Annotated in this window: 16 protein-coding genes; 11 read left to right on the top strand and 5 right to left on the bottom strand. The window is 62.3% G+C overall.

The window, feature by feature from the left end:
* From HALO32_RS15955 to HALO32_RS15935, 5 genes are all read left to right on the top strand, one after another.
* A partial coding sequence (locus HALO32_RS15955) for a hypothetical protein (RefSeq protein ID WP_225810098.1) occupies positions 1-552 on the top strand: 552 nt, incomplete at its 5' end.
* A 225-nt stretch (positions 553-777) separates the two neighbouring features.
* Positions 778-1,692, top strand: coding sequence for a hypothetical protein (locus HALO32_RS15950; protein ID WP_151444882.1), 915 nt, complete (start codon positions 778-780; stop codon positions 1,690-1,692).
* Positions 1,693-2,714: 1,022 nt separating this feature from the next.
* Complete coding sequence (locus HALO32_RS18325) at positions 2,715-3,140, top strand: nucleotide excision repair endonuclease (protein WP_151444881.1); 426 nt, start codon at positions 2,715-2,717, stop codon at positions 3,138-3,140.
* Between the two features lie 100 nt (positions 3,141-3,240).
* Positions 3,241-3,552: a hypothetical protein gene (locus tag HALO32_RS15940; RefSeq protein WP_151444880.1), complete on the top strand. Its 312-nt coding sequence runs from the start codon at positions 3,241-3,243 to the stop codon at positions 3,550-3,552.
* Between the two features lie 66 nt (positions 3,553-3,618).
* Positions 3,619-5,037: an IS1380 family transposase gene (locus HALO32_RS15935; protein WP_151444879.1), complete on the top strand. Its 1,419-nt coding sequence runs from the start codon at positions 3,619-3,621 to the stop codon at positions 5,035-5,037.
* Between the two features lie 536 nt (positions 5,038-5,573).
* On the opposite strand, the gene HALO32_RS15930 is transcribed toward HALO32_RS15935, so the two are convergent.
* Positions 5,574-6,020, bottom strand: coding sequence for a YHS domain-containing (seleno)protein (locus tag HALO32_RS15930; RefSeq protein ID WP_151444878.1), 447 nt, complete (start codon positions 6,018-6,020; stop codon positions 5,574-5,576).
* Between the two features lie 142 nt (positions 6,021-6,162).
* Here HALO32_RS15930 and HALO32_RS15925 point away from each other — a divergent pair, with 142 nt between their 5' ends.
* Both HALO32_RS15925 and HALO32_RS15920 read left to right on the top strand, forming a co-directional pair.
* A complete protein-coding gene (locus HALO32_RS15925; RefSeq protein WP_151444877.1) occupies positions 6,163-6,516 on the top strand; it encodes a DUF488 domain-containing protein in 354 nt (117 codons plus the stop codon).
* Between the two features lie 114 nt (positions 6,517-6,630).
* Positions 6,631-7,605: an alpha/beta hydrolase gene (locus tag HALO32_RS15920; protein WP_151444876.1), complete on the top strand. Its 975-nt coding sequence runs from the start codon at positions 6,631-6,633 to the stop codon at positions 7,603-7,605.
* A gap of 11 nt (positions 7,606-7,616) precedes the next feature.
* On the opposite strand, the gene HALO32_RS15915 is transcribed toward HALO32_RS15920, so the two are convergent.
* From HALO32_RS15915 to HALO32_RS15900, 4 genes are all read right to left on the bottom strand, one after another.
* A complete protein-coding gene (locus tag HALO32_RS15915; RefSeq protein ID WP_151444875.1) occupies positions 7,617-8,432 on the bottom strand; it encodes a M15 family metallopeptidase in 816 nt (271 codons plus the stop codon).
* Between the two features lie 113 nt (positions 8,433-8,545).
* On the bottom strand, positions 8,546-9,190 hold the full coding sequence (locus tag HALO32_RS15910) for a response regulator transcription factor (RefSeq protein WP_151444874.1): 645 nt from the start codon (positions 9,188-9,190) through the stop codon (positions 8,546-8,548).
* Between the two features lie 123 nt (positions 9,191-9,313).
* A complete protein-coding gene (locus HALO32_RS15905) occupies positions 9,314-10,777 on the bottom strand; it encodes a c-type cytochrome (RefSeq protein ID WP_151444873.1) in 1,464 nt (487 codons plus the stop codon).
* A 34-nt stretch (positions 10,778-10,811) separates the two neighbouring features.
* Entirely contained in the window at positions 10,812-11,183 is a 372-nt protein-coding gene (locus tag HALO32_RS15900) for a hypothetical protein (protein ID WP_151444872.1), read from the bottom strand.
* Positions 11,184-11,440: 257 nt separating this feature from the next.
* On the opposite strand from HALO32_RS15900, the gene HALO32_RS15895 reads away from it, so the two are divergent.
* From HALO32_RS15895 to HALO32_RS15880, 4 genes are read left to right on the top strand one after another with little or no spacing between them, the layout of a single operon-like run.
* Positions 11,441-13,279, top strand: coding sequence for a peroxidase family protein (locus HALO32_RS15895; RefSeq protein ID WP_151444871.1), 1,839 nt, complete (start codon positions 11,441-11,443; stop codon positions 13,277-13,279).
* A gap of 9 nt (positions 13,280-13,288) precedes the next feature.
* A complete protein-coding gene (locus HALO32_RS15890) occupies positions 13,289-14,197 on the top strand; it encodes a hypothetical protein (protein WP_151444870.1) in 909 nt (302 codons plus the stop codon).
* Complete coding sequence (locus HALO32_RS15885) at positions 14,194-15,564, top strand: NADH:flavin oxidoreductase (protein WP_151444869.1); 1,371 nt, start codon at positions 14,194-14,196, stop codon at positions 15,562-15,564. The genes HALO32_RS15890 and HALO32_RS15885 overlap by 4 nt, the downstream gene beginning before the upstream one ends.
* A gap of 7 nt (positions 15,565-15,571) precedes the next feature.
* Complete coding sequence (locus HALO32_RS15880) at positions 15,572-17,140, top strand: c-type cytochrome (RefSeq protein ID WP_151444868.1); 1,569 nt, start codon at positions 15,572-15,574, stop codon at positions 17,138-17,140.
* Positions 17,141-17,156: the final 16 nt, after the last annotated feature.

The following is a 17,156-nucleotide window of genomic DNA, read 5'->3' as shown; positions in this document are numbered from 1 at the left end:
GAGCCTATCTCTCGTTTGATCGGCTCTGCGCTGAGGTCCATCGCCTGCTCGGGGACTATGGCACGGGACGCACGATTAATTATGCATAATCACTTAGTAATCGAAAACATTGGTGGTGGTATGGCGAGAGAAGTCATCTTCTCGCAGCCGTTGCCCGCCCGGTGCTTTGGAATCGAAAGGCCGGATGGAGATGGCTCAGAAGTTCTCAAGGAAGGATTACCTGCAATCGCTGCTGGTCAGAAATTCGTATTTGATGGTGGCCAATATGGAGGCTTGAAAAGCAAGATTGAAGATAAGTTAGAGGTTGATATTTCATACAATTTCAAAAACCCGATTGGTTTCAATAGAAGACGGACAGAGCGATGTGTCTTGAGCGTTGGGCATCTAGGCAGCATGCCTACACGTACGAGTGCTGAGCAAGCTATTGTTGATGCACTACAAGGGCCGAATGTAACTACTCTTCAGAAAATTGAAAAAGAACTACGAACGATCGGTGCCGCTCTCAATAAAATCGCAGATAACCGCGACGTTGATGGTCGTGATGACGTCTAATCATAATTTGTAGCGATTGTCTACTGGCTGAATTAGTGGTGTCTGCTGAAGCTAGATAATATATCAGAATTGTTTTAACGTCAGCTTATATCCGAATGACGAATGTTAGTCTATGATAATGAAGGGCGTTAGGCAATTGTCAAACTATAACCGACATGCAGTCAAATGCAATTTAGTTGTTAATTGGTTAGTGCCTCCTGAAATTTACCCACTGAGGATGATTGCATGATTTCCGAAGCAACAAAGGAGGTTATATTTTCCAGGCTGCGCCTAGCGCAGCAGTTGCTTGAAGAATCTGACGGCTTGGCCGGGAGGGCTGGATACAATTTTAATGGGAGTAAGTGGTGGTATCATCCTCGCCATGAACGAGAAGCACTAGTTATTTATCTCTTGTTGACTTGCTTTGATAAGTTAGGCCAGAAACAGAGTTTCACAACATTTGCTAGCTGGCTAAAAAGCCAAAAGTTCGTACATGTAACTGGAAAAGATAAAGTTGTGAGCTCTATACCGGAAGGCCTTAGTGTAGTTGAGTCAAGCATGCGTCTTCTAGAAGGTTATCAAGACGTATATGGTGTAAGAAATGCATTCTATGAGGGGGTTGCAGGTCTTCCAGAAAATGCAAAAAGTCACTTGCTTGGAAGTATTAGACTCTCTTTTAATGCAGAGTTTGGGATGCATGGTCCCTATGTCAGTACACTACCAAAACCCTTAGAGGATAGTAAATTAGAACAAGACCTTAAGCTAAAGTATCTATATGGCAAGCGCAATGGATTCACTCACAAACTTGACCAGTACCATACTTGTTCGGTTCCTATGATGTCAGAGATGAGATTTAAAAACGGATCTTCGTGGGCTGCTATGATCGAGAACAGGGAAATTTCCTATATGGGATCTCACCAGGAGCACGAGAAACTGCCAGCCGGAGGTGCTTACGTATACACAATCAATAGCTGGCCATTTGTATTATTCGAAACTCTTTATGACACTTTGGGTATAGAGTTTGATAGGACGTCTATAAACTTGATATTTCAGGTAATGTTTTTTTCGGATGACAAGAGAACAGTTACTACCTATGACAACGTGCCGCACAAGAATCTGAAGGACTACGATACATTTTTAAGTATTATTGGAACGTCATGATTGAAATTCAAAAGAGGTCGTGAAGTGCTATGAGCAGTGGTTTTGCATGAACAATCGGCTGCACAGCGAAAATTCTTCCGTTGCGTTACAGCACCAGAATTGTGCGTTAGCACGGGCGCTATATGAGCGATCACTCAAAGACCGCTTATGGCCGAATGAGGAAAGTTAGCCTATGCTGATAAAGGACTTAGGCAGCTGACCACCCAAAGCGGCCGTTCCGAAAAATGCTGCAGACGCATTCATTCGTGTCATGGAGCATGCATAATAAATGGTAATATACATGAATGGATTTGGTAATGACTGATAACGGTACTCCTTTTTACGAGCCGTGGGTTGGGCAGAGTTATTTCACTTCCCCATTCCGAAACACCCGGCTTCTACTTGTGGGCGAGTCCTCTTTTGAAAGAGACTTCATTAGTCAGCCAGATCATCTTAGCAGCGATACACAGTGCGTTGCGGATGGTGGCTTCGAACCAAGGTACGCAGGGTTTTGGCGGTTCATTCAAAGATCCGTGACAGGAGAGCAAGAAATTCGACAAGCGGAACAACATAAGTTTTGGCATGGGGTATCGCTAGTGAACTGGATACAACGCCCCATGAGTTCAAAACACGCTCGACCGACGCTTGACGATTACAGCGTCGGTTGCGTTGCTCTCAAGTCGTATATCGATGAGCTGAACCCGAGCGGTGTGATCGTGTTTTCAAAAATTGCCTGGCCTTACTTGGTGAACGCGTTTGGCTTAACATCAGCACATGTGCCACTGACTGATGATGCACCTGTTTCCGAGCTAGTATTTGCTTCAAATCGAGGGTATTCGTCTAACGTCTTTCCCGGAGGTCAAAAGTTCCTTCTGCTGAGACACCCTTCATCTCGGCCAAAAATGTCAGGCGCCTCTTGGGCTCCACTGATTCATGCCTTCATAAAATTAGTGGGACATAACAAGTCGCTCCAACCGACATCAGGCCGCGATGCAGCCTCCCGGTACTAAACTCGTCGTTTATTTTTACGGAATCAGATCTCTATGGAAAGTCTTGAAGCGATTAAACGAGAAATTGAGAGTTACCACCAAAATTATCGACATTCTGATCTTAATCCTCCGAATGTTAGCGACATTTATAACCTCTTCCCAAAGGGGGAGCTTGGGGGTGGCGAAAACTCCTGGCCCAGCACTTGGCCGAACAATGGTCTACCAGGTGTTTACTTTATTTTCGATGAAGATCTCGTTCTTCTTTACGTTGGAAAGGCAAAGAACCTTGGGAGTCGGCTAAGCTCCTACTTTAAGTACGCTAGCGATCGAACTTGCAGAGTGAAAGACACGTCTTGGCGTGTGAAGCCTCACTTTTTACTCACGGCCAGCGTAGATAGGTTTTTTGAAGCTCCTAGTTTGGAAGAGTATCTAATTGAGAAGCTTCAGCCCTCTCACAATTCAATCGGTGTGAGGGGGTAGAAAAATTAACAAGGCCAGGCACAGCGACGTTTACTACATTGCGGTCTCGCCTCCATTCCAAAACCGTGCGTGCTGGGCGGCGTTATGTGTCAGGGGAAATATGAAGCAAGTATATCCAGTCCGGTACAAAAGAAGTGATACAGACAATGGTGGAACATATTTCATTGTCGCGCACGACCCAAGTGAAGCCGAGGAAATAGCTTTTTCTTGTATTGCCAACAACCCGCCGCCAAGCTCCGAAGGCCCGGATAGATCAGCGAATTGCGGTAGGGAAATTGCTGAGGTCTGGGTTATGAAATCCTGGGCGCAACCTACCGAGTGCGATAAGGTAGGTCTAATTGGTAGTGGTTCAGAAACTCTTCTGGCAAAGGCGTTGGCTCTCTATGTCAAAGAAAACAACCAACTGCATTGAACCCGCCTTATTCACCGGGCTGAGATAAAAAAGAAGATGGCGAGCAGTTTCTCTTGTAGAATCAAGATGTTCCTGCCAGAACACGATTCAAGAGGACTACTCGCCATGGGTGAAAGCTTATCCACCTGGATTCCCTCCTGCAACGGGTCCATCCGCGTCGAAATGAGCGGTCAGCGCACCACCAGCGACAGCGGTGCTCTGCTGCTCCGCGAGGCCCTCGACAACAGCGGCGTGATCGACGCGCTGGAGGACAACCTGGTCGACCGTCGCGACCCCCAACGCGTCCGTCATTCACTGGCCAGCCAAGTTCGTACCGTGGTCCTGCAACGGGCCATGGGCTGGATCGATCTCAGTGATACCACCACGCTGCGCCGCGATCCGGTCTGGCAGCTGGCCTGCAGCGATGCGCGGGGGACAACGCCATCGGCACAGAGCCGACCGTCTCAAGCCACGCTGTCGCGGCTGCTGACGTGCCTTGGACACAACGACAACATCGATGCCGTGCACGAAGGCCTGCTGCGACTGGTGGTTTGGCGTCTGACCTCGCTGAAGAACGGCGAGCGCCCTGAGCAGCTGACGCTGGATATCGACGGCCTGCCGATCGAGGTACACGGCCATCAGGGCGGGTCGGCCTACCATGGTCATGTCGGCACACGGATATACTCGCCGCTGGTCGCTTCGCTGGCCGAGACCGGCGACATGGTCGGTGGCCTGCTGCGTGAGGGCAACGCCGGCCCGGCCGAGAATGCCGATACCTGGATTCCGCACCTGGTGCGGCGGCTCAACGAAAGCACCGGGGCCCAGGTACGAGTGCGCATCGACGCCGGGTTCACCGATAACGACACGCTGGAGGCCCTGGAAGAGCGCGGCATCGAGTACCTGGGTCGACTGCGCAGTCACTCGGGCCTGCAGACGCTGGCGGCGCCGTACCTGCGGCGGCCACGAGGCCGCCCGCCCGAGCAATCTCGGGAGTGGTGCTACGATCTGACGTACCAGGCGGGTTCCTGGCCGGCGCCACGCCGCGTGGTGCTGGTGGTGCAGGAACACCCTGATGATCTGCTGCTGCATGCCTTCTTCCTGGTCACCAACCTCGGCAAGTTCGACTGGCCGTCTGAGAAGGTCCTGGCGCTCTATCGCCAGCGCGGCAGCGCCGAGGCCCACATGGGTGAGGTGAAGTCGGCGCTCGACGTGCACCTCTCCTCGACAGATCGTGGCGCCTCCACCGTCCAGGACGTGATGGCCCGCAACGAGGTGAGCCTGCTGCTGAGCCTCTACGCCTACCAGGTCCTGCATGGGCTGAGGCGCTTGCTGGAGAGCCGGACGTACCAGGGATGGAGCCTGATGCGGATGCGCGAGCAGGTGCTCAAGGTCGCGGCGACGTTATCGCTGCACGCCCGGCGCATCACGGTTCACCTCGGCGATGCCGCCGACAAATGGTGGCCCACCTTATTGAAAGGGCTACCTCGATTGACGGCCCTGGTCTGACCCCCGGCGTCACCACGATCCACGCAGCAGGCAAAGCGGCCACAACGGAGGTCGGCGGGCACGGCTGCGCCGGCAGCAGGCATCGATTTCTATTAGTTATGAAAAGGCTGGATGAAAGTCGAATCGGGCATAGATCAACTGACTACCAAGCGGTCGAATGACGTTGAAGTGGGTCGGTACCGGCAGTCCCTCGGGTCAACACCCTCATTCGCCACCCTGATGAATGAGGCGGGTTGAACATAAACAAGGACTGCTGCCGGACTGAAAAGCTCCGGCTTCGCCTACACTTATTAGAAGATTTTCAACGTCTGCTTTTGGCCGATTGCTGTCCTTCCCCTCGCTGACACCTGCGCTCCTTCAATAACGACATATTGAAACCTTGGCCGACGATCATGGGCTACCCGCCACCTCAACGAGTTGATGAGCCTTCCAACACACAAAATGGCCCGCGATCTCTCGCGGGCCATTTTCGTTGGGGTGGTGTGAGCGTCATATTCGGCGCTGGCCGCCTGATGGCGCTCCGTCAGGCGAGGTCGTCACTCGAAGATATCCGGCCAGTGGCCATCGGCGGCCTCGATGTTGCCGGGAATGTCGCGCTCCCAGCGCCACTGGAAGAAGCGGCTGTAGTTCAGGTAGAGCTTGTCGTCGACGATCTTCCACGCCTCGGGCACGGTCGAGGCGGCGTCACCGCGGGCCGCCGCCCAGGCGCACCAGCCACCGTACTGCGGGGCGTAGGCCTCGGGGTCGGCCGCGAAGCGGTCGCGATGCTCGGCCGAGGCGAACTGCCAGGTGGCCTCGTGCCACTCCAGTTGATAGTCGGGCGAGCCGGCCACCGGCCGGCCCTCGGTAAAGTAGGCCACCGGGTCCGTGCCGCCGATGGCCAGGCCGTCGCGCGTGAAGATGCGCCCGTCGGCCGCCGCCCCCAGTGACCAGGCCAGACTGGCCACCAGGACGGCGGCCCTCCACCCATGCGTGCGTTTCATGATCTGCCTCCTCTCGACCCTGCGGTCACAGGGTTCTGTCTGGCCACGCCCCCCGGCCTTACGTGACCCTGCACAGCGTGGAGACTGTCCATCCGATCAGCTTGGCTACACTGGGGGCGTCTTCACCGCCAGGAGGTCCTCCATGAGCATCGAGCTGAAGCGTGCCTTCGAGGCACCGAGTCGAGACGATGGCTATCGGGTGCTGGTCGACCGCCTCTGGCCCCGCGGGGTGGCGAAGGCCGATGCGCGAATCGACGAATGGCGCAAGGAGGTAGCGCCCAGCGACGAGCTGCGCAAGGCCTTCCATGCCGGTGAACTCGGCTGGGGGGAATTTCGTCGGCGCTACCTGGCCGAGCTCAAGGCGCATCGCGAGACGCTGAGAGACCTGGCCGAGCGGGCCGCCAGCGAGACCGTCACCCTGGTCTTCGCTGCCAGGGACGTTCGCCACAACAATGCCGTGGTGCTCAGGCAGTACCTGGCGATGCTGGGTCGATGATCTGCATGGTCGGTGGTCGGGGGCTGACGTGGCTCTCCTGGCCGCCCGGGGAGGCTGTGCTAGTTTCAAGAGAAATGGCAGCGTCTCTGCCGTCCACTCCTCGAGGTGGCCATCATGCTGTTCATCACCAACCGCTTCCCCACCCAGAGCATCCGCACCCGGGCGAATCGACCCTTTGACTTCGATCTCAAGAACAACGCCGCCAGCAACTCGGTCTACTACTGCGAGGAAGTCGCGGCGGGGCAGTACCAGGAACTCGGCAGCACGGCGTTCCTGCGGCGTCTGAAGGAGTCCGCTGTTCGCCAGGTGGTCATCTACATCCATGGCTTCTCCAACCTGCCGACGGATGTCTTCTCGGCGGCGCGGGAGTTCCAGGAGCTCTGCGATGCCAGCCAGCCCGGTGAGGTGCTGGTGGTGCCCCTGGTCTGGCCCTGCGACAACGACATGGGCATCGTCAAGGACTACTGGGATGACCAGGAATCGGCGGACCTGAGTGCCTTCTCCTTCGCCCGTGTGCTGCAGCGCTTTCTGGAGTGGCGCGAGACCGATCAGTTCGAGGTGGACCCGACCCCATGCCTCAAGCGCATTAACGTGCTGGCCCACTCCATGGGCAATAGGGTGCTGCGCGAGACGATGCGCGTATGGCGCAAGTACTCTCTACCGGGCGGGGTGCCGATGCTGTTCCGCAATACCTTCCTGATCGCCGCCGATATCGTCAACGAGTCGCTGGAGGAGGGGCACAGCGGCGAGCTGATCGTCCATGCCTCACGCAACGTCACCGTTTACTTCGCCTCGGATGACCTGGCGCTGCGCGCCAGCAAGGCCTCGAACCTGAAGAACCGCATCGCCTCCCGGCGCCTCGGTCACTCCGGCCCGGAGGACATGACCCGAGTGGCGCGCAACGTCTTCGCCGTCGACTGCGACGACGTCAATACCCGCTATGACTACCCCAAGGGGCACTCCTACTTCCGTTCCGGCGAGGTGTTCGGCGAGCCCGGCGTGGTGTTCCTTCACCTGTTCGCCGCCCTGCGCAGCGGGCGCGTCTTCCCCGAGGACGAGACGCGCCGCATGACCATCCTGCGTGATTGAGGCGCCTGGCGTCAGATCCTGGCCGCCTGCACGTGCATCCAGTCGAAGTTACGGTGGCGGCCCAGGCTGACCCAGCCTTCCTCCTCCCAGAAGCGCCACCAGTCTTCATACTCGGGCCTGGCCAGCCGCGCGCGATCGCGGCCCCACTTGAGCCGGTTCCTCGCCGGATCCCAGTCGATGGCGACGCCCCAGGCGTGGGTCGACCAGCTGCTGCCGCCACGTTTGCGGCGCTTGTTGTAGCAGCCGCCGTACAGGTGCAGTCCCAGCTCGCGCAGCCGCTCGTCCCCGTAGTGGTCGTGGACGCGTTCGAGCACACGCGCAAGGCTCTCGGCGACCCGCTCGTGACAGCCGATGCCGGAGGGACGGGTGCTCGGGTCCCAGGCCAGGGCCAACGGCCAGGGGCAGGGCACGACCACCAGCGGCGGCTTGCGGCTTGGTGAACCCAGCGTCTGCTCGAGTTCGGCCTCGCGACACCAGCCGTTGGGGTTCTCGTCCAGCGGCTGCTGATCGCGCCACAGAGGCGGTTTCTTGCCGGTCTCCAGCAGGGTATCCAGCACCTCATGGGCGTAGTCGGTCTGCGGGCCCCACAGGCCATCGATGGTGCCCACCTCGATGCGCTTCTCGCGGCAGGCAAGCTGCAGACAGGCAACGGCGCGACGTCGGTCACTCCAGGCGTCGCTGCCCGACGGCAGCTTGTCGGCATGCCGCTTCAAGGCGGCCTCCACGGCGGCATGCGTCTTGGGGCCTCGAAGGCCATCGATGGCACCGGTGTAGTCACCGCTGTCGGCGAGGTAGTGCTGTAGGGTGCGAATGGCTGTCTTGTTCATGTTGTAGCCTCCCCAGGACAGATTTCGGCGTGGCGGCCGTCGCAGCCGCGGCTAACAATTGAAGTCTAGAGGGTTCGGAGGACACTGCCAGGCGCAGGGAGGTGGGCCGATATTCAGGAAAGAGTGGGTACATCGGGCAGCGTCTCTACCAGCCCCAGTGCCACGCACAGCCGCACCAGCTCGGCGAGGTTTCCGGCTCCCAGGGCTTTCATGGCGCGCAGCCGGTAGATCTCCACCGTCTTGGCGCTGATGTCCAGGTGCTCGGCGATCTGGCGGCTGGTCATCCCCTCGGCGACATGGACCAGGATCCGCTGCTCCTTGGGGCGCAGGGCCGCGTAGCGGGCCTGCAGTTCGCCCAGGCGCTGCTTGGCCTGCCGGCGGCGCTGGTGCTCGGTGAGCGCCTGCTGGACGGAGTCGATGAGCTGCTGAGGGTTGAAGGGCTTCTCGATGAAATCGAAGGCGCCGCTCTTCAACGCCGAGACGGCCATGGGCACGTTGCCGTGGCCGGTCATGAAGATCACCGGCGTCTCGTCGCCGCGCTCGATCAACCGCTGCTGCACCTGCAGGCCGGAGAGCCCCGGCATGCGCACTTCGAGCAGGATGGCGTCATGGCCGCTGGCATCGGCGGCGAGGAAGGCTTCGCCATCGGCATAGGCGCAGGTGGTCAGGCCCACGGAGCCGAGCAGCCAGGTCAGCGAGTCGCGAAGCGCCTGGTCGTCGTCGACGATGGCAATGCAGGAAGAGGGGGGCTCGCTCACGGACGCCTCGGGGTTTGGCCAATCTGGGGCCAGAGTGGATTCTGCCCGCAGTGTAGCGGCAAAGGCGGCACCGTCGGAACCGCCGTCGGCTCCGCCTGATTCGCCTAGCCTGATCGTGCTCGATTAGAGGGTCTTGAGGTACTCGACCAGCGCTTCACGGTCTTCCGCCGGCAGCTCGGTGCCGTACTCGTGGCCGGCGTTGCTGTTGCCGGGTTCGCGGGTGTCGAAGCGGAAGCCGTGTCGCTCGGCGTCCTCGCCCTCGTGGATGAAGCCCAGGCGCTCGGGGTGATAGACATCGTAACCGCGATGGAACACCTCGGGGCGCTCCTCGGCAGGGCGCAGCAGGTCCTCCACGGTGGGTACCGAGCCGTTGTGCAGGTAGGGCGCGCGCAGCCAGATGCCGGTCAGCGGCTTGGCCACGTAGCCATCGGTCTTGACGAAGGCGTCGAAGTCCCAGGGGTAGTCCTCGGCATAGGCGTTGTAGCGCTCGGCGGCCTCCGCGGTCCACATCGCCAGGCGGTGGCTGTCGGTGCCCACTTCAGGCTGCGGGATCACCGTGCCGGTGCGTGCCCCCTCGGGGCCGTGGCAGTTGGCGCAGGTCTCCTCGAACAGCACCTCGCCGCGTCCGACCACCTGCTGGTCCAAAGAACTGAAGGGGTAGGACGGCGGCGCCAACTCGCGCAGGTAGGCTTCCAGTTCGCCCAACGCTTCCACCGGCAGGGAGTCCGGGCGGGCGCCATCGCCGATGGCGCCGCTCAGTACCACCTCGGTGAGCGAGTCGTTGAGCCCGTCCCAGTGCAGGGCGTAGCCCTCCTGCTCGTTCATCGCCCAGAGCGGCATGATGTCGGAATTGCCGATGGTGTCATCCTCGGCGGGGTCCAGGGCCAGCAGGTCGGGGTGGAACTTCACCGGGTTGAAGGGATCGATGCGCCCCGGTCCCCAGCGGGGTCGGTCTTCGGTCCAGGTGAAGCGCTCGGCCTGCTCCAGCAGCCCGTCGCGGGTGCGCGGGATGATCAGGAAGCGGTAGAGCAGGCGGTCGAGCCAGGAGAGCTCGGTCTCCTCGCCAATGGCCCCCAGCAGATTCTCGGCGGTGAAGTCCGGGTCTGCGGCGGCGTCGCCCAGGAAGCGCAGGTAGGCCTGGGGGTCGAAGGTCTGATGGGGCCCGGCGGGCACGATCCGGCGCTCGTCGTCCGGCGCCATGCGGTAGGTGGCCGTATGGCAAGCCGCGCAATTGATGCCGATGCGCGGGAAGCCGATGGTCTTCAGCGAGAAGCCCACCGGGGTGGGTTGGCCTTCTTCCCAGGCCACGCCCAGGGCGGCGTAGCTCGCGTCTTCCCCATCGCCCGGCAGGTGCTGCGGGAAGAGGCCCGGCAGCACGCGCCACACCCAGTAGGGCAGGCCTTCCTCCGGCTCGGTGCCAATGGAGCCATACAGGTAGAAGGCCTCAATGCTATCGAACTGCTGGGGCTCCTCGCGGAACAGCTTGTACCAGCCGATCGCCGCCACCGCGGCGCCCAGTATCAGCAGCAGGGCCAGCCAGGCGAGCCAGCGACGAGACTTGGCGTGGGTATAATCCTTGTGAACCATGACCGCTTCCTCCCGAATGAGCCGAAGACACCGCTCAGCGTCGGCCGAGCGCCAGCAGCAGCGCGCCCTGGGTGACGCCGAAGAACAGGTCGAACAGGGCAAGCAGCAGGAACTGCGGATACAGCAGCGTGAAGAATACGACCCCGGCGAAACGCGCCAGCACCGTCAGCACGGCGATTATCCGATATCGCCCGGGGTCCAGGGCGGCCGGCAGGTAGAACAGGCTGAGCAGGATCAGCAGCCAGCCGGCGAAGGCGGGCCACACCGTCTCGGCTACCGGTGCCCCGCCTACCAGCGTGATCACCGCATTGGGGACGAACACCGCGGGTATCGCCAGGGCCAAGTTGGCTACCACGCCCAGCAGCACCATCAGGCGGAATCCCGTTGCGTAGTCAGCCTTGGTCAAGTGCCCTCCTTGTCCCCGGGAAGCGGGGCAGGACATCGTGCGTAGCGAATCCGGAGACACCTCCTGGAAACTTCTCCTTGCGGGCAGTGAAGTTCTGTTCTGGAGGGAGGTGAGACCCTGTGCTAAAGGTTAGTTGTCAAGTGCACTATGGTCACGTTCATCCTCAAGGGAAGTGAAGTCTTCATTCTTCGCGTCGGCCATGGATGGTGGGCCACAGCGCGCCGGTTCCTTTGGCATCGAGACCAGGGAGGAGCTTCATGTTCGGTCAACGCGGCAGCGGTCTGCTCGGTCGGCTCTTTCGGCGCATCAACCGGCGCCGCCAGTGGTATCAGTTTCCCTTCCTCATCGCCGTGGTGAACCTCGTTGCCCTGCGCGGGAACCTGCGCTGGCACAATCTCTTCGACACCGAGCGCAAGCGCCCGCCCGACCCCGACAAGGGCGATTTCGACGTGCGCGGCTGTCGTACCGCCGACGGCAGCTACAACGACCTGGCGGCCCCCTGCATGGGCCAGGCCTATACCCGCTTCGGGCGCAACGTGCCCATTGCCGAGACGTTCCCCGAGACCGGCGAGGCGTTGATGACGCCGAGCCCGCGGGTGGTGAGCCGCCGGCTGATGACCCGCGAGACCTTCACCCCGGCCACTACGCTGAATGTCCTGGTGCCCGCCTGGCTGCAGTTCATGGTCCACGACTGGTTCAGTCATGGCAGTAATGATACCGAGGCGACGCCCTACGAGATTCCCCTCGACGAGGGCGACGACTGGCCGTGGGAGCGCATGACGGTGCTGCGCTCACGCCGCGACTCGACGCGCGGTCCCGCCGACGAGGGCTTCCCCGAGACCTTCCTCAACACCGAGACCCAGTGGTGGGATGGCTCGCAGATCTATGGCAGCAGCCTCAAGCGCCAGCGCCTCGTGCGCAGCGACCCGGAGAGCGGCGAGCTGCTCCCCGACGGCAAGCTCTACCTGCGCCCCGACGGCCACCTGCCCCGAGACGAGCACGGCATCGAACTGGCGGGGGTCAACGGCAACTGGTGGGTGGGATTGTCGTTGATGCACACCCTCTTCGCCCGGGAACACAACGCCATCGTCGATCGGCTGCGCATCGAGCACCCGGATCGTGACGGGGAATGGCTGTTCCAGAAGGCGCGCCTGATCAACACGGCCCTGATCGCCAAGATCCATACCGTGGAGTGGACGCCGGCCCTGCTCGATACCCCGGAGCTGCGCCTGGGCATGCGTGCCAACTGGTGGGGCATTCTCGACGAGCACTTCTACCGCAGCCGGGGCCGGGTCAGCGACAGCGAACTCTTCAGCGGCATCGTCGGCTCGCCGGTGGATCACCACGCGGCGCCCTATGCCATCACCGAGGAGTTCAGCGCCGTCTACCGCATGCATCCGCTGGTGCCCGACGACTTCGACTTCCGTCGCCTGGCCGATGACACTCCGCTCAAGGCGTGTGGCCTGACCGAGGTGGCCGGCTCACAGACCCACTCGCTCTACGACGAGGTGTCGCTTGCCGACGCGCTCTATTCGCTGGGCACCAGTCACCCCGGGGCGCTGGTGCTGCACAATTTCCCGAGTCACCTGCAGCAGCATGCCAAGCAGGCGCCTCATGAGCGCACCATCGATCTGGCCTCCATCGACGTACTGCGCGACCGGGAGCGTGGCGTGCCGCGCTACTGTCGATTCCGCCGGCTGATCGACATGCCGGCCCCGGCGAGCTTCGCCGAGCTCACCGACAATCCCGACTGGCAGCGCGAGCTGGAGGCGGTCTACGGCGACGTGGAGCAGGTCGACCTGCTCACCGGCTGCCTTGCCGAGACGCCGCCGCCCGGCTTCGCCTTCAGCGATACCGCCTTTCGCATCTTTATATTGATGGCCTCGCGGCGCCTCAAGAGCGACCGCTTCTTCACCGACGATTACACCCCCGAGGTGTATACGCGGGCGGGCATGCAGTGGATCGACGACAACGGTCTGCGCACGGTGATCGGCCGCCACTTTCCCGAGCTGGTGCCGCGTATGGAGGGGGTGCGCAACGTCTTCTTCCCCTGGTCTCGAGAAACCAGGTCTCGTGAAACCAGACCGCGTGAATAGGGAGGCACCATGGCCAGGCGCCTGAACATTCCCGGTCTCGTCAACCTGCTGGAGGTGAGCGATGCCCGGGAGATCCGCCAGCTGGATGCCGAGCCGAATATCGATCGCCATCTGGCGCCTGCCGGCGGGCTGATCAATCGCCTGCGTCTGGCTCGTCTGCGCCAGGCGTTCGTGTTCGACAGCGAGCCGCTGCCTGCCCTGCTGGCCCGCGAGGCAGAGGGCCGCGAATCGCGCCACGCCGAGCTGGGCCGTCGCCTCGATGAGCGCGCCGAGGCTGCGGCCTGGCGCCAGGATCCGGCCTTCAAGACTCTGGTGGAAGCGGTAGCCGGTCAGGCCGAGGCCGAGGCGCTGGGCCCCGCTGCCCAGGGATTGCTGGGGCGGCTGTTCCACGACGATTACTACGCCGATCAGGAAAGCTATGCGGCGGCCCAACTGCTCAATGCCTATCCGCGCATCAACGTATTGCGAGCCCTGGGCCAACGCTTCACCGGGCGCCTGGGGCGTGCCCGGCGATTGCTGGCCGAGCGCGCCCGGAGCGAGCCGCTGGCGTTGCATGCCACCGGCATCGCCGTGCACAACCTCGTGGCGTCGCTGGCGGCGATGCGCGAGCTGGCTGCCTCGCCCCAGGCCCACGGGCTCACACTGCCAGCGGTAATGGGCCGCACGCTCTCGGCGCCGGAGACGTTACTGCGCCGGGTGAGGAGGCCGTTGTCGACGCCCTGCGCCCCGCGCCGGCTGGAACCCGACGACCTGGTGGTGCTGCGCCTGGCGGATGCCGCCCGCGGCAGCGGTGATCGCGATCTGGCCTTCATGCGTCAGAGCTGGGCGCGCTGCCCGGCCCAGGACTTCATCCTGGCGCTGCTGGCGGCAGTCTGGGAGCAGGCCATGGCAGTGCGGCAAGGAGGACGAGGCGCATGAGCGAGGACGTGATCTTCACGCCACTCAAGTGGCGCAACATCGAGATCAAGAACCGCCTGCTGCGTTCGAACATCTCCGGGCGCTTCGACAACGAGGACGGCAGCCTGACCCAGACTCGCATCAACTGGGAGTGCCGCTTCGCTCGCGGCGGCGTGGGGGCGATTCTTTCCTCCTTCGTGCCGGTACAGATGGAGGGGCGCATCGTCGCCGGCTACGCCACCATCCACCGTGATGATTTCATCCCCCTCTGGGAGCGCCTCGGCGAGGCGGTGCATCGCTTCGACTGCAAGTACATCCTGCAGCTCAGCCACTCCGGCCGGCAGATGGATATGCCCGGGGTGCACAACCAGCATCGGCGGGCGCCCAGCGCCACCGGCCACAAGGAATCGCTGCACGGCTTCCTGTGTCGCGCGATGAGCGGCCACGAGGTCGAGCGCACCGTCGAGGCCTTCGCCCGCGGCGCCTGGCGCGCCCGGGAGGCGGGGCTCGACGGTGTGGAGCTGCACGCCGCCAACGGCTATCTCTTCACCCAGTTCCTGAGCTCGGCGATCAACGACCGCGGTGATCGCTACGGCGGCTCGCTGATGAACCGGGCGCGCTTCCTGCTGGAGGTGATCGAGGCGATCCGCGACCGGGTGGGACCGGACTTCCACCTGCAGGTGAAGATCAGCGCCGTGGACCATAACGACGTGCTGCCCTGGGAGGGCAAGGGCAACAGCCTGGCGGACACGGTGCAGGTGTGTCGCTGGGCCGAGACCGCCGGCGCCGACGCCCTGCATGTCTCGCTGGGTAGCCTCTTTCCCCATCCCTTGAACCCGCCCGGTGACTTCCCCTTCGAGACCATCGTCAGCACCTACGACGCCATGCTTTCCGCCGGGGTCGACACCTTCCGCAACTACCTGCTGTTCCGCTATCCGGCACTGCGCTGGATTTTCCGCTGGCTGTGGTTCCGCCACCGGCGTGGGCGCGAGGTGGAGGGCATCGGCCTGGACGAGGCGCGTGCCATCCGCGCGGCGGTGAACATCCCGGTGATCAGCACCGGTGGTTACCAGCGCGCTTCCCTGGTGCGCGAGGCCATCACTTCGGGTGCCTGCGATGCGGTCTCCAGCGCCCGGGCGCTGATCGCCAACCCTGACATGCCTCGCCAGTGGCAGGCCGGCCACGACGCGCCGGAGAACCCCTGCACCTTCTGCAACAAGTGCCTGCTCAATGCGCCCAAGAATCCCCTGGGCTGTTATGAGCTCGAGCGCTTCGGCGGTGACCACGAGCGCATGCTCGAGACCCTGATGGCCATCTACGAGACCCGGCCCGAGCTGCAGTTGCCGCCGGTACCGTCGTCTCGAGAAACGCAAGCGCATACCCCGTGAGGCCACCATGAGACGCCAGGAGCCCCCCGTCACCGCCGTGCAGCACGAGTCTCGCCGTCGCCGTCGGCGGCGCCTGCCGTTGACCCTGCTGGCGCTGGCCGTGGTGGTAGCCGGCGCGCTGGTGCTGGCGATCGGCGTGCCCAGCCTGTGGCGCTACAGCGGCGAGTCGGTGCGTCACTACGCCGATCCCGAGGCGCACTTCCGCCATGGCTCCATCGGTAGCGAGCCGGAGAGCGGGCTGCCGGTGCGGCTGTGGCGGGTACTGCCTGAGCTCTTCCCCGAGCACTTCGGCAATCAGGGCGGCGGCGAGGCGGGCTACGCGGCCTTCGGCTTCCTCTACGCCCCGGGTGACAGCCTCGAGACGGGTGATCTGCCCATTGGCGTGGGCACCCGCGAGGTGCGCGGCGTGGAATTGGGGTGGCTCAACTGTGCGGCATGCCATACCGGCACGGTGCGCGAGTCCGCCGACGCCGAGCCGCGGCTGATCTCGGGCATGCCCTCCAACAATCTGGACCTCAACGGCTTCATCGCCTTCCTGCTGGAGGTCGCCGCTGACCCGCGGCTGGCGCCGGACAGTGTGCTCGCCGCCATGGAGGAGCAGGGCCAGGAGCTGGGCTGGGTCGAGCGCCTGGTGTGGCGGTACGCAGTATTACCGCGGGTGCGCGAGGGGCTGCTGGAGACCCGGGCGCGACTCGCGCCGCTGCTGGCGGAGCAGCCGGCCTGGGGGCCGGGGCGGGTCGACACCTTCAATCCCTACAAGCTGATCCAGTTCGACATGACCCTCGCCGACCTGGCGGAGGACGAGCGGATCGGCACCGCGGACTTTCCGTCGATCTTCCTCCAGCGCCCTCGCCAGGGCATGGATCTGCACTGGGACGGCAACAACGCCTCGCTGCAGGAGCGCAACCTGAGCGCCGCCCTGGGCGCCGGGGTCACCGAGGAGAGCGTCGACCACGCCGCCATCGAGCGCGTCGCCGACTGGGTGCTCGACCTCGAGCCGCCGCCGAGCCCCCACGACCCCGAGGCCGACGACGTGGCGGCTGGCAAGGCGCTCTACATGCGCCACTGCGCGGATTGTCACGGCTACCAGGAGGGCGAGCGCTACGTCTTCGAGGGCGAGCGACTCGGCGAGGTGGTGCCCAATGCCATGCTCGAAGCCGACCCGGCGCGCCTGGACAGCTACACCGAGACACTGCGCCGCTATCAGCTCACCCTGTTCGCCGATGACGAGCGCTACCGCTTCCGCCACTTCCGCAAGACCGACGGCTACGCCAGCCAGCCCCTCGACGGACTCTGGCTGCGTGCCCCTTACCTGCACAATGGCTCGGTACCGACGCTGCAGGACCTGCTGCTGCCGCCGGAAGAGCGCCCCGTTACCTTCGTGCGTGGCCTGGACGTGCTGGACGGTGACAAGGGCGGTTTCGTGGCCCCCGATTGTCTCCCGGGGGAGCCCCTGGACGAGGGCTTCTGCTTCGACACCCGCCTGCGCGGCAACGGCAACCAGGGGCATGCGTATGGCACCGCGCTGACAGCGGAAGAGCGAGCGGTGCTGCTCGACTACTTGTTGACCTTCTGAGTATTGATCTTCTGAC

This window comes from Halomonas lysinitropha, assembly GCF_902500215.1.
GTDB lineage: Bacteria > Pseudomonadota > Gammaproteobacteria > Pseudomonadales > Halomonadaceae > Halomonas > Halomonas lysinitropha.
The sequence above is the reverse complement of the archived record's forward strand: the minus strand, read 5'-3'. Positions and strand labels throughout refer to the sequence as shown.